Annotated in this window: 12 protein-coding genes; 11 read left to right on the top strand and 1 reads right to left on the bottom strand. The window is 41.2% G+C overall.

Annotation, left to right across the window (positions count from 1 at the left end; translation table 11 throughout):
- The first annotated feature begins 21 nt into the window (after positions 1-21).
- From FM107_RS15720 to FM107_RS15745, 6 genes are all read left to right on the top strand, one after another.
- The gene (locus FM107_RS15720) at positions 22-351 is read left to right on the top strand and encodes an L-rhamnose mutarotase (RefSeq protein WP_086949443.1); all 330 of its coding nucleotides are present in this window, start codon (positions 22-24) and stop codon (positions 349-351) included.
- Positions 352-356: 5 nt separating this feature from the next.
- Positions 357-2,021, top strand: coding sequence for a UxaA family hydrolase (locus FM107_RS15725; protein WP_086949444.1), 1,665 nt, complete (start codon positions 357-359; stop codon positions 2,019-2,021).
- Positions 2,022-2,092: 71 nt separating this feature from the next.
- Entirely contained in the window at positions 2,093-2,857 is a 765-nt protein-coding gene (locus FM107_RS15730; protein ID WP_086949445.1) for an SDR family NAD(P)-dependent oxidoreductase, read from the top strand.
- A 61-nt stretch (positions 2,858-2,918) separates the two neighbouring features.
- Positions 2,919-3,779, top strand: a complete 861-nt coding sequence (locus FM107_RS15735; protein ID WP_086949446.1) for a fumarylacetoacetate hydrolase family protein — start codon at positions 2,919-2,921, stop codon at positions 3,777-3,779.
- 10 nt (positions 3,780-3,789) lie between these two features.
- Positions 3,790-4,617 carry an amidohydrolase gene (locus FM107_RS15740; protein ID WP_086949447.1) on the top strand — a complete coding sequence of 276 codons (828 nt, stop codon included), beginning with the start codon at positions 3,790-3,792 and terminating at the stop codon, positions 4,615-4,617.
- A 9-nt stretch (positions 4,618-4,626) separates the two neighbouring features.
- The gene (locus FM107_RS15745) at positions 4,627-5,415 is read left to right on the top strand and encodes an SDR family oxidoreductase (RefSeq protein WP_086949448.1); all 789 of its coding nucleotides are present in this window, start codon (positions 4,627-4,629) and stop codon (positions 5,413-5,415) included.
- 65 nt (positions 5,416-5,480) lie between these two features.
- On the opposite strand, the gene FM107_RS15750 is transcribed toward FM107_RS15745, so the two are convergent.
- Positions 5,481-6,371 carry a cation diffusion facilitator family transporter gene (locus FM107_RS15750; protein ID WP_086949449.1) on the bottom strand — a complete coding sequence of 297 codons (891 nt, stop codon included), beginning with the start codon at positions 6,369-6,371 and terminating at the stop codon, positions 5,481-5,483.
- Between the two features lie 307 nt (positions 6,372-6,678).
- Here FM107_RS15750 and FM107_RS15755 point away from each other — a divergent pair, with 307 nt between their 5' ends.
- The 5 genes from FM107_RS15755 to FM107_RS15775 all read left to right on the top strand — a co-directional run bounded on the left by FM107_RS15755 (position 6,679) and on the right by FM107_RS15775 (position 12,446).
- Complete coding sequence (locus FM107_RS15755; protein WP_086949450.1) at positions 6,679-7,062, top strand: YkvA family protein; 384 nt, start codon at positions 6,679-6,681, stop codon at positions 7,060-7,062.
- Positions 7,063-7,280: 218 nt separating this feature from the next.
- Complete coding sequence (locus FM107_RS15760; protein WP_086949451.1) at positions 7,281-8,762, top strand: sodium:alanine symporter family protein; 1,482 nt, start codon at positions 7,281-7,283, stop codon at positions 8,760-8,762.
- A 572-nt stretch (positions 8,763-9,334) separates the two neighbouring features.
- A complete protein-coding gene (locus FM107_RS15765) occupies positions 9,335-10,177 on the top strand; it encodes a histone deacetylase (RefSeq protein WP_256959582.1) in 843 nt (280 codons plus the stop codon).
- Between the two features lie 129 nt (positions 10,178-10,306).
- The gene (locus FM107_RS15770; protein ID WP_086949453.1) at positions 10,307-11,362 is read left to right on the top strand and encodes a nucleoid-associated protein; all 1,056 of its coding nucleotides are present in this window, start codon (positions 10,307-10,309) and stop codon (positions 11,360-11,362) included.
- Positions 11,352-12,446 (top strand): DUF3810 domain-containing protein, encoded by a 1,095-nt coding sequence (locus FM107_RS15775; RefSeq protein WP_086949454.1) that lies wholly within the window; start codon positions 11,352-11,354, stop codon positions 12,444-12,446. The genes FM107_RS15770 and FM107_RS15775 overlap by 11 nt, the downstream gene beginning before the upstream one ends.
- Positions 12,447-12,494: the final 48 nt, after the last annotated feature.

A 12,494-nucleotide genomic window follows, 5' to 3' on the forward strand; every position in this document is an offset into this window, starting at 1 on the left:
GCACTTTTATAATTTTAGAATATGAGGAGATATGCTTTAGCATTAGATTTAGTCGAAGATAAAGAGATGATTGCTGAATACGACATTCATCATCAAAATATTTGGACAGAAATCAAACATTCGATCGAGGAATCGGGTGTGTTGGTTATGGATATATATCGGTTTGAAAATAGGCTTTTTATGATAATGGAGGTAAATGATGACTTTAGTTTTGAACGCAAAGAACTAATGGATAAAGAAAGTCCTATTGTACAGCGTTGGGAAAAAATGATGTGGAAATATCAAAAGGCCATACCCGGAGCCCGGAGTGGTGAAAAATGGGTCATCATGAAACAAATATTTAAATTATAGTTAGTATGACGGAAAGTCAATTACAGTATTTACAAATTCATCCACAAGATAACGTACTCGTTGCTCTACGAGATTTGCCGCAAGGATTTTTGTTGGAATTTCAACAAACGCAAATTGTACTCCAAACGGCTGTCGCAGCAAAACATAAGTTTACCGTTCACGATATGGCGGCCGGTAGTGAAGTTTACATGTACGGTGTGCTCGTAGGTAAGTTAAACGTTGATGTTCCGCGAGGTACGGTGCTGACAACGGAAAACTTAAGGCATGCTGCCAGTCCGTTTGAACTGGGCGAACGGAAGTTAATTTGGGATAAACCCGATGTGAGCCGCTGGAAAGGACGGACGTTTCAAGGTTTTCACCGTTCGAACGGTAAAGTGGGTACGGCGAACTATTGGCTTGTAATACCACTCGTTTTCTGTGAAAATAGGAATGTGCTCACGTTGAAAGCAGCACTCGAAGATAAGCTGGGGTATAGGGTGGAATCGAACGATTACGCTTTGGAGGTGGACGCGTTGATTACAAAGTACAAAGCTGGTGCATCGATCGATGAATTACTAAAGGTTGACCTAAATCCTGCTAAGAGTCACCTGGGAAAAGAAAAATTGTTCGAAAATGTTGACGGCGTCAAGTTTCTCAATCATGAGATGGGCTGCGGCGGGACCCGATTAGACTCTGACGCCTTGTGTGGTTTACTTGCAGGTTATATAACACATCCAAATGTAGCTGGGGCCACGGTGTTAAGTTTGGGATGTCAGCACGCGCAAGCGTCTATTCTACGTGAAGAAATATTTAAACGGGATGCAAATTTTGATAAACCGCTTTATATCTTCGAGCAACAAGCCGAAGGTACAGAGCAAGAATTGATGCAAAAGGCTTTAAAATCTACATTTGCAGGGCTCGCCGAGGCAAACTGCTGCACGCGTCAACCTGCTGCGCTCGACAAACTATGTATCGGCTTAGAATGCGGTGGTTCGGATGGATTTTCTGGAATATCGGCAAATCCGACCTTGGGATATCTTTCTGATAACTTGGTCGCCTTAGGTGGATCGGTTATCCTCGCTGAGTTTCCAGAGCTGTGCGGTGTGGAACAGGAGCTCAGTGATCGTTGTATCAATGAACCTACGGCGGAGAAATTCATACATTTAATGAAATCCTACAATGCAAAGGCTGAAGCCGACGGTTCGGGGTTTTATATGAACCCATCGCCCGGTAATATTCGTGATGGGCTGATTACCGATGCAATCAAGTCCGCGGGCGCTGCGAAAAAGGGTGGAAGTTCACCGGTTGTTGCAGTGATAGATTATCCAGGTGTAGCTGATGGAGCTGGTCTTAATCTGTTATGTACGCCAGGAAATGACGTGGAAAGCACGACAGCCGAAGTGGCTGCCGGAGCGAACATTGTACTTTTTACAACAGGACTTGGGACGCCGACCGGTAATCCAGTGGCACCCGTAATTAAAATCTCAACCAATACAAATACTTATGCGAGGATGCCGGATATTATAGATTTTAATTGTGGGACGATCATTGATGGAGATGAGTCGATCGCTCATGCCGCAGACCGGCTAATGGAATATGTGCTCGCAGTAGCCAGCGGCGAGCAGGTGCCAAAATCGGTTTTCTTGGGACAAGATGATTTTATTCCTTGGCGGCGAGGTGTTTCTTTATAATTAGGCCTGCGCTTCGTTGTTTCAGTTCGATGAGGGATACTAACGCAAATATGAAATGGTAAATATATAATATGCTTAAATTAGAAAATAAAGTTGCTGTCGTTACTGGTGGCGGGAGTGGTATTGGACGTGCTATTGCAGTGCTATTTGCAGAAAATGGTGCACACGTACATATTTTAGACTTAAATGTTGGAGGTGCTCAGGCTGTTGTGGACGAAATTGCGGCAGCCGGATACCGAGCGAGCAAGCATGAGGTGAATGTGATTGACCAAGCTGACGTGGTGCGTGTGGTCAAAGGGATCGGACGTGTCGATATTCTCGTGAACAATGCAGGAGTTGCCCATGTGGGTGACTTAGAGCATTGTGCGGTGGAAGACTTCGAACGCGTGTTTAATGTAAACGTCAAAGGCGCGTACAATGCATTATATGCAGTAATTCCACAGATGAAAGCATTTGGTGGGGGAGCAATTCTGAACCTTGCTTCCATAGCTGCTGTCGTGGGTATCGCAGACCGGTTTGCGTATTCGATGAGTAAAGGTGCAATTTATGCGATGAGTATGTCGATAGCAAGGGACTATATAAAAGATAACATTCGCTCAAACTCAATTTCTCCGGCTCGTGTTCATACGCCGTTTGTTGACGGTTTTATCAGTAAAAACTACCCTGACAATGAGCAAGAAATGTTTGAGAAGCTTTCGCAATCCCAACCTATAGGCAGGATGGCAACACCGCAGGAAATCGCTAAATTAGCGTTATTCTTATGTTCGGATGATGCTGGTTTTATTACCGGGAATGATTATCCGATCGATGGCGGATTTATAAAATTGAATAATTAGTGCGTCGTAATACGTTGACTAATTAGGTGTTATTAAAGAATGTAAATATAAATTTTAGAAAATGAAATTAGTACGTTTTGGAGAGCTTGGAAACGAGCAAATTGGAGTACAAATTGAAGGAGTTAGTTACGATGTGTCTGCCTTTGGAGGCGATTATGACGAGCAATTTTTTGAACAAAATGGACTCGCCAGGTTAGAAAATTTCGTTAAAGCAAATCAGGGGAAGCTTCTGCCGATTGCCGACGGAATTCGTATTGGGGCGCCGATCGCTCGTCCATCTAAAATCGTATGTATTGGTTTAAATTATAAGGATCATGCTGAGGAAACAGGCGCAGCGATTCCAACCGAGCCGATCATCTTTATGAAATCGACGACGGCTTTGGTGGGCCCGAACGATAATGTTGTTATTCCGAAGAACTCGACCAAAACGGATTGGGAAGTAGAATTCGCAATAGTAATGGGTAAAAAGGCGAGTTATGTTGAAAAGCAGGAAGCGCTGGATTATGTTGCTGGCTATGTCTTACACAATGATGTTTCTGAGCGGGCGTTTCAATTCGATCGGGGCGGCACATGGGATAAAGGTAAAGGGTGTGATACATTTGCCCCACTTGGACCAGTGTTGACAACAAAAGACGAGATTCCGAACATTAATAATGTGCGGTTATGGTTAAAAGTTAATGGTAAGAGTTACCAAGATGGTAATACGAGCAATCTCATATTTTCAGTTGAACATGTTGTATCTTACGTCTCGCAGTTTATGACGTTACTTCCGGGTGATGTAATTTCCACAGGAACGCCTGCGGGGGTAGGGTTAGGCTTTAATCCACCGATTTATTTAAAACCGGGTGATGTTGTTGAACTAGGAGCAGACCACCTCGGAGAATCACGCCAGGAATGTGTAGCTTACATTGCACCTCAATAATAATTATGCTATGCGTATAGACGCTCACCAACACTTTTGGCTCTATGATAAGGAGCGCGACCGTTGGATCACTGATGAAATGGCTGCGATACAGCGGAACTTTATGCCCACGGACTTAGCTCCTTTGTTAAGAGCGAGTAATATAGATGGCGTGGTCGCTGTACAGGCATCACAGTCGCTCGAAGAAACTAAGTTTTTGATAGACCTTTCTACTATGTATGCCATGATCAAAGCCGTTGTAGGTTGGGTGGATTTACAAGCAGATACAATTGAAGAGCAATTAATGCAGTTTCAAGCTTCATCGATTGTTAAAGGTTTTCGGCACGTCATTGAGGGAGAAGAAGATCCAGATTTTTTGATGCGCCCTGCATTTTTGAATGGCATAAAAACACTAACGAAATACAACTATACTTTTGACTTGTTAATTCGACCACGCCATTTTCAAAGTACTTTAAGCTGCGTAAGTGCAAATCCTAACCAACGCTTTGTGCTTGATCATATAGCAAAGCCAAATTTTAGAGATAAAGAATTTGAACAATGGTCAATTTTTATTGAAAGCCTTGCAAAGTATCCTAATGTATTTTGTAAAGTATCGGGTCTGGTGACCGAAGCAAACTGGAATAGTTGGACATTTACGGACTTTGTACATTCTGTACAGCACGTTGTGACCTGTTTCGGTAAAGATAGGTTGATGTTCGGAAGCGATTGGCCGGTTTGTGAGCTAGCTGCCGAATATTCGGAGGTTATCAAGATCGCCCAAACTGCGATCGGTGATCTATCAGCACTTGAAGAAGACGCATTTTGGAGCGCAACAGCAAAGAAATTTTATAGTTTTTAACATGTTTCTATGGATTTAAATTTAAAAGATAAAGTTATTATCGTTACTGGTGGCGCGAAAGGAATTGGCCGCGCAATTGTTATTGCACTCGCAAAGGAGGGCGCAATTCCGGTCATTGTTGGGCGTAAGCAGGTCGATAACCAAAAAGTGAAACTTGAGGTGGAGAATAATGGCGGTATCGCATTTGCGGTGGAAGCAGAATTATCTATTCCAGAAGAATGTAAGAAATCCGTCGAAGCTGTATTGAGCCAATTTGGTCGTATCGATGGACTCGTTAATAATGCAGGACATAACGATGGGGTAGGTTTGATTTCGGGAAGCTATGATAAGTTTGTGGATTCCTTGCATAAGAATTTGATTCATTATTATTTAATGGCACATAACTGTATTGATGCTTTGCGTATATCAAAAGGAAGTGTTGTGAATATTAGTTCGAAAACAGCGGAAACTGGGCAAGGTAATACGTCGGCTTATGCCGCTTCAAACGGGGGACGAAACGCTTTAACACGGGAGTGGGCCGTAGAATTATTGCCTTACAGTATACGTGTGAATGCGATCGTTGTTGCCGAATGTGCGACACCGCAGTATGATTCGTGGATCGCAACGTTGGACAATCCCAAAGAGACCTTAAAAAAGATAACCGATCGTATACCGCTTGAGAACCGGATGACTACACCAGAAGAGATTGCTAATATGACGGTATTTCTACTTTCTGAAAAGTCTAGCCATACAACGGGCCAGCTGATCCATGTCGATGGCGGTTACGTTCATCTGGATCGATCACTGATTAAAGAATAATCGATTTTAATTTTATTGAAGATGCCTTTGCAAAGATTTGCGAGGCATTTTTGATGCGGTATGAATTAATTTCTTTTTAGCTCGGTACGCTCAAAAGGTTCGATATGAATAAATACGTTTCCGATATTGTCGACATTATCCATTAAATAGTCTTTTAGGTTATGTGCAATCTCGTGTCCTTCTCTGACGGTAATAGTGGGGTCGACCACTGCATGTAAGTCTATTTGAAAATACATGCCAATCTTCCGTATGTAGCATTTTTCAATAAGTTTCACCCCCTCGACATTGATGGATTTCTTTCGGACGATTTCCTCTAATTCTTCATACGTGTTCTCATCCATTATCTCGGCGAGTGCAGGTCGGAAGATGCCATAGCAATTGTATATGATTAAACCAGATGCAAATAAAGCTGCCCAATCATCTGCACTTTCGTATCCCGGACCACTGAAGAGAGCGACAGAAATACCTATAAATGCGGCCACTGAAGTGATCGCATCTGCCCGGTGATGCCACGCTTCGGCTTTTAAAGTATTGCTATTTAATGCTTTACTTTTCTTTATTATTGTGCGGAAAGATAGCTCCTTCCATATAATGATCGCGGCCAGAACAATCAATGTCCACGATTCTGGAAGATCATGAGGCGTTCTAATATTTTCAATACTTTCCATGGCGATGACAAAGGCGGAAACAATTAAAAATATAACGACAATAAAAGTGATCAATGGCTCTATTCGTCCATGACCGTAGGGATGTGTTTCGTCTGCCGGACGCTTGGAGTAGCGTAGTCCAAGTAACACCAAGATTGAAGAAAATATATCGGCAGTGGATTCTATCGCATCGGCAATAAGGGCATATGAGTTACCTAAGATTCCCGCTAGCCATTTTACTAGAGCGAGCAGGAAATTAGTGAGAATGCTGAAATATGTCGTTCTTATTGCTTTATCTGCGTTTGACATGTTAATAGTAATTGAAACAAATATAGTTGAATTTCATTAGGACACACGCATAAAATGCCTAAGAATTCCCCAATAAGCGCGCTTTTAGTTAGTTTTGATACGCTAATTTCGTCGAATGAAAGCAAACCGAGTTTTCTGAGTGCTCTGTTAAAAAGTGTATGTTTTGCCAGAAATCATTCTCCTTGTATACATATAAATGTATCGAAACTACTGAAATTTGATGAAACGGGCTTAGTTGTTGATAAGTTGTACCTTTGATTGACGATCAAGTACACGCTTTTTTGAAGGGCGTTGAATAAATTAATTGATGAAAAAATTAAATAAAGAACGAATGTTTCGTTTGTTTCGACAACTTAGTTCGAAAGATATAAACGGAGAAGATTTAGATCAAGCGGAGAAGCGAGTTTCTTTTTTAGAAGAGCGCGCTGATGATTTTAAAGTGTTAATTGCGATGTGTCGTGATAGTATTGGAGGGAGATACAAAATTAATAAGTGGAACCTTTCCATCGTCGTCGGGACTATTTTGTACGTTGTTTCGCCGCTAGATGCCATTCCCGATATTATACCTTTTCTAGGCTGGATGGATGATGTGACGATTGTCGGTTATGCAATCAGCCGCTTGTCGAGCGAGATTGTAAAATATCGTGCTTTTAAAAAGCAATTGCCCATCCCTGAGGGTGATAATAATTGATAGCTTTAATATAACATCGCTCGAGCGGCAATTTGTCAATTGAAATTTTGAAGGTGCTAATTGACGCCTCTATCCGTAGAAAATGCGTTATGGTAACAAATTTTCTGTATTTTTTGCTCAATTTCCCGAAATTAATATGCTTCGGCACCGGGTTTGCAAAAAAAAAATGTTTCCTTTGCCTGAACACAATTACAACATATAAACACTAATATTGATTTATGGAAAGTATCGTAAAGACATTATCTAATCTAGTCTGGAGTGATTTTTTAATTTATTTATGTCTGTGTTCAGGACTTTATTTTTCCATTCGTACTGGCTTTATACAAATTACCTATTTGAAAGAAATGACGAGACTGTTATTTGTAAAATCAGATTCAAAAAAGGGTATCTCGTCATTTCAGGCATTTGCTTTAGCTATTTCGGGACGTGTCGGAACGGGAAACATAGTGGGCGTCGCAACTGCGATTTATATGGGTGGTCCGGGTGCAATCTTTTGGATGTGGACTATTGCTTTTCTTGGTTCCGCTTCGGCGTTTATTGAAGCGACTTTAGGACAATTATACAAACAAGAAATCGATGGACAATTTCGGGGCGGTCCCGCTTATTACATTGAAAAAGGTTTGGGCGTTAAGTGGTATGCCGTTTTATTCGCTATCATTACCATTATAAGCGCAGGTTTTTTACTGCCAGGGATCCAGAGTAATGCCGTTAACGCGACTGTAAGTAATGCCTTTGATATACATGTTTTCAATGCATCTTTTCTTGGGTTCGAAATGCCGATTAGTTGGGTTGGTATTGTCGTAATATTACTACTGGGAATAATTATAATTGGCGGTGTTAAAAGGTTAGCGGGGGCTGCCGAATTTATAGTGCCCTTTATGGCGGGGGCATATATTTTGATGGCGCTGATTATTATAGGTATGAATATTACCGAAGTTCCTGATGTTTTTTCTTTGATTTTTTCGTCTGCATTCAGTTTGGATGCGACTTTTGGAGGTGTCGTCGGAATGGCCATATCCTGGGGCGTAAAACGGGGAATATATTCGAACGAGGCCGGCCAAGGAACAGCGCCTCATCCGGCGGCGGCGGCGGCAGTTAGTCATCCCGCACAGCAGGGACTGGTTCAGGCGTTCTCGGTTTATGTCGATACGTTTTTTGTCTGTACGGCGACTGCGTTGATGATACTATTCACCGGCTCGTTCAATACGGGAGCAGAATTTGATGCCGCCGGGAATGTCGTGAATTTCGTCGCCGAACATGTGCCGGGGACACCGCCGGACGGATTTACGCAAGCAGCGATATCTAGTCAGTTTCCGGCTTTTGGTTATCAATTTGTCGCAATCGCTCTCTTCTTTTTTGCCTTTACGACTATAATGGCCTATTATTACTACGCAGAAACAAATATTGCCTATCTCTTCAAGAAAGGGAATATGAAAGCATGGATTTGGGTGTTGCGTATCGGGTTTTTAATAGCTACCTATTTTGGCGCAGTGCATACAGCCGACTTAGCCTGGGGTCTAGGAGATATAGGGGTTGGATTGATGGCGTGGGTGAATTTAATTGCAATTTTACTATTGAGTAAACCGGCGATGAAGGTATGGAAGGATTATAAGAATAAACGTAAAGCAGGTGTATTACAACCGGACTTCGATCCCAAAGAATTGGGGATTAAAAACGCAGATTTTTGGGAGAAAAAATAGCGGACTTGTCGTTTATGTACAACAAAGACCAACATACTGGTTATTGCGCTATTAATTTCTTTTTTTGATGGGTATCTATGTACTTTAGTGCGCCGTTTGATCTTTTGCATTTTGAAAAACTGGAAGCAAGGGAGAGCTATTTTTTAACCGATACCAGAACATGTAGTTGCGACTAACATAACTAGCGCAACAAATGCGAGTACAAAGAATGTAGTTAATGAGGTCCTTTTCATGTTGGTGTTTGTTAGTATTATTGTACTGACTAATACAAATAACGTGCCCAATTGTTTTTGTATAACTTTAGAAATTTTATTTCATTAAATGGTTTCCATTTGGTGACTGAAGATCAGTTGTATCTGGCTATTTCTTTATTGAAGATCAAGCATAGTTGTCTGTTATAAACGCTTCCGATGGCGAGCACGCCAAATGACAAACTTTAAAACTGTGATTTTTGGTCGTAATTTGCAGGGTTTTTGTTAATTTCACGCTTATACATTTCTCTGAACTAAGTGCTATATATTGCTTATCATCCAAATTATGTTCTCCCGGTACGCGAGGGACATCGATTTCCTATGCTAAAGTACGAATTGATTTTTATGCAATTGTTGTATGAGGGGATTGTGAGCCAAGCGAATTTTTTTAAACCAGATATGGTCGCGCGTGACGTTCTTGCTTTAGCCCACGAGAGGACTTATATCGAGAAGGTCTTGAATCTGCAATTGGATGAAAAGATGACGCGACGGATTGGATTTCCATTGAACAAGGCGCTTGTCGACCGTGAATGTCTTCTGGTTAGCGGTACGCTCAATTGCTGTCAATTTTCGCTTAAATATGGTGTGTCATTTAACATTGCTGGGGGTACGCATCACGCTGGGAAGGATTTTGGAGAAGGTTTTTGCCTATTTAATGATCAAGCCGTTGGAGCGGCTTTTTTAATAGCAAATAAACTTGCTGAAAGGGTATTGATTGTTGATTTGGATGTACATCAAGGGAACGGTACGGCACATATATTTCAGGGTAATGAAAATGTATTTACATTTTCGATGCATGCCGAAAAGAATTTTCCGTTTAGAAAGGAAGAATCTACTCTCGATGTGCCATTACAAGATGGGGTGGAAGATGATGAGTACCTCTCAGTTTTGGAACGGAACCTCAAAGATATTTTTGACGCTTTTCGTCCCAATTTTGTCTTCTATCAGGCGGGCGTTGATGTTTTGAGCACCGATAAGCTCGGCAAACTTAACCTCAGCGAACGAGCCTGCAGTAAACGTGATGAACTGGTTTTTTTAAAGTGTAGAGATCATAACATACCGGTTCAAGTAAGCATGGGCGGCGGCTATTCTGTTAAGATCAAAGATATCGTGAATGCCCACGTGGCGACTTTTAAAACGGCAATTGATATCTTTGCACTTTAACGCGAATCGTGTGCGGGGCATTTGTGCGTAAATTTCGATATTGCTTTTTCGCTAGGCCACGTAGTTTCAGGTTATTTAAGGTTATTTGTATGGGTTGAATTACCCCGGGTTAAATTTATTTAAATTATTATGTTTTTTTACCAAGATGCAACGTTTAAGCAACTATCAATTCACAGAGTTGGCAATAAGGCACAAGATGAGTTTTATGTATTGTCCGACGAGCCCGTAGATATGAGTCAGGATGAGATTTTATCCGAATTGCTTATGCAATATTTTATGAAACCGTTTTTAAAATCAAATGAGGTCTATCGTTTTTACCACCCCAATAATGATTTGCAATTAAATGAAGTATTTTATTTCGTGAAACAATTTTTTGAAGGTAAAATGGGGTTCCATGAGACGTCCGTACAATTGGCCAAGCATCTTTACGAAGTATCACAGCATCCCAAAATTAAGGGAGGTGAGGTTTATATCGTCGCTCTTGATAATGTTCAAATGGAGGGTACGGATCATAATGCAATTGGAATATTTAAATCCGAGAATAAAGAGGCTTATTTAAAAGTTTATCCCGAGGCTGCTGGATTTGGACTGGAATATGAACAGGAGGCAATAAATATCAACAAATTGGATAAGGGAGTTGTTATCATTAACGACGAACAAGATGAAGGATTTAAGGTTCTTACTGTTGACCAAACAAACCAATCCGAAGCGCTTTATTGGAAGGATGAGTTTTTGAAAATCCAAACGCGAAATGATAATTTCCAACAGACCGGCAATCTTATGAAGGTGTATAAGAGTTTTGTTAACGAAAAGCTCGACGAAACCTTTGAACTTCAGGCGGCCGATAAAATAGACCTTTTAAACCGATCTATGGATTATTTCAAAACCAAAGAAACATTTGACCAGCAGGAGTTTGAAGATGAGGTAATTGCAAATCCACAGGCAGCAACACTCTTTAAATCTTTTCAAGAGAACTTTGAACAGGAGTTCGATACGCCTTTTCAAGCCAACTTTGATATCGCCATGCCGGCCGTAAAGAAAATGACTTCATCTTACAAATCTGTTATTAAGCTTGACAAGAATTTCCACGTCTATATACATGGGAAACGTGACTATGTAGAAATGGGGTTTGATGAAGAGCGGGGCCTAAACTACTATAAGTTGTATTTTGAGAATGAGAGCTAAGTGGAAAACTAAAGCGAGTCGTCGGCGCGTTGTAAGATTGCTCTCAGTAGGCATCGCCCTATTGGTAATCGCTCTATGCCTCGGGTTGTTAAACCAAAATGAGCAGGCGGTTGAACAATATTACGCAAAAGGCTTCTTTCCGCTATTTTCTTATGGTATGAAAATTATTTTTGGGTGGATACCATTTAGCATTGGAGACCTAGTGTACGTCGGGTTAGTTTGGTGTATTTTGTTTTTTATAGGCTCTGCGTTTGTAATCGTATTCAAGCATAAGTTCGTTAAAGGAGCCGTGATCCGTCTTTTGCAACTAGGTGTGTTTTTATTGGCCGTCTATGTTTATTTTTATGTGAGCTGGGGGCAGAATTACTACCGCATACCCTTGCAGAAACAGCTTTCTTTAAACGATACGGCTATAAAACAGGACGATTACCTTGCGGTCGTTGATCGCTATATTGACTCGATAAATACTATGCGCGAAGGCATAGAGATGGGTAAACAATGCCGTATTCAGGCAGAAATAGATATAGAACAATTAATGTTAGCATCGACCGATAAGTTGCCAATGCTTTCTAGGAGCCAGGTCAAAGTTAAACACCCGATTTCGAGTCATCTTATCTCCTATTTTACCGTGACGGGTTATTTTAATCCTTTCACCCATGAGGTGCATGTCAACCAAGTGATGCCGAAAACGTCCTATCCATTTACCGTATCACATGAATTGGCGCATCAAATGGGAATTGGTTTAGAGGATGAATGTAATTTCGTTGCCTTTCTTACACTGCACGATCATCCAAACATATGGTATAGATATGCGGCCTACTATGAGACGGTTCATTATTTATTACGGCCACTCTATTATCAGAATCGGGAAAGATATAACGATTATGTCAATCGAATGTCCGATAAAGTACGGGAAGACTATCGGCAAGACCATGCTTTTTGGCAAAGTTACATCGGATGGATCAGTTCGCTCTCGGATATGTTCTACGGCGGTTATCTTCGCCATAACAATCAACCTGAAGGCGCAATGCGCTATACATTAATGGGGCGACTGGTGGTTGCGTGGGAGAATCAAAAGATGTAATTCCCCTGATAATATTTATAAAGGAGTAGCGTAAACCAAATCCATCAG

The sequence above is a fragment of the Sphingobacterium sp. JB170 genome (assembly GCF_900163865.1).
GTDB lineage: Bacteria > Bacteroidota > Bacteroidia > Sphingobacteriales > Sphingobacteriaceae > Sphingobacterium.

Coding starts and splice junctions, on each gene's coding strand:
- FM107_RS15770 (WP_086949453.1), top strand. CDS start 10,307: ATGTTTTTTTACCAAGATGCAACGTTTAAGCAACTATCAATTCACAGA.
- FM107_RS15735 (WP_086949446.1), top strand. CDS start 2,919: ATGAAATTAGTACGTTTTGGAGAGCTTGGAAACGAGCAAATTGGAGTA.
- FM107_RS15760 (WP_086949451.1), top strand. CDS start 7,281: ATGGAAAGTATCGTAAAGACATTATCTAATCTAGTCTGGAGTGATTTT.
- FM107_RS15720 (WP_086949443.1), top strand. CDS start 22: ATGAGGAGATATGCTTTAGCATTAGATTTAGTCGAAGATAAAGAGATG.
- FM107_RS15755 (WP_086949450.1), top strand. CDS start 6,679: ATGAAAAAATTAAATAAAGAACGAATGTTTCGTTTGTTTCGACAACTT.
- FM107_RS15775 (WP_086949454.1), top strand. CDS start 11,352: ATGAGAGCTAAGTGGAAAACTAAAGCGAGTCGTCGGCGCGTTGTAAGA.
- FM107_RS15725 (WP_086949444.1), top strand. CDS start 357: ATGACGGAAAGTCAATTACAGTATTTACAAATTCATCCACAAGATAAC.
- FM107_RS15730 (WP_086949445.1), top strand. CDS start 2,093: ATGCTTAAATTAGAAAATAAAGTTGCTGTCGTTACTGGTGGCGGGAGT.
- FM107_RS15740 (WP_086949447.1), top strand. CDS start 3,790: ATGCGTATAGACGCTCACCAACACTTTTGGCTCTATGATAAGGAGCGC.
- FM107_RS15765 (WP_256959582.1), top strand. CDS start 9,335: ATGCTAAAGTACGAATTGATTTTTATGCAATTGTTGTATGAGGGGATT.
- FM107_RS15745 (WP_086949448.1), top strand. CDS start 4,627: ATGGATTTAAATTTAAAAGATAAAGTTATTATCGTTACTGGTGGCGCG.
- FM107_RS15750 (WP_086949449.1), bottom strand. CDS start 6,371: ATGTCAAACGCAGATAAAGCAATAAGAACGACATATTTCAGCATTCTC.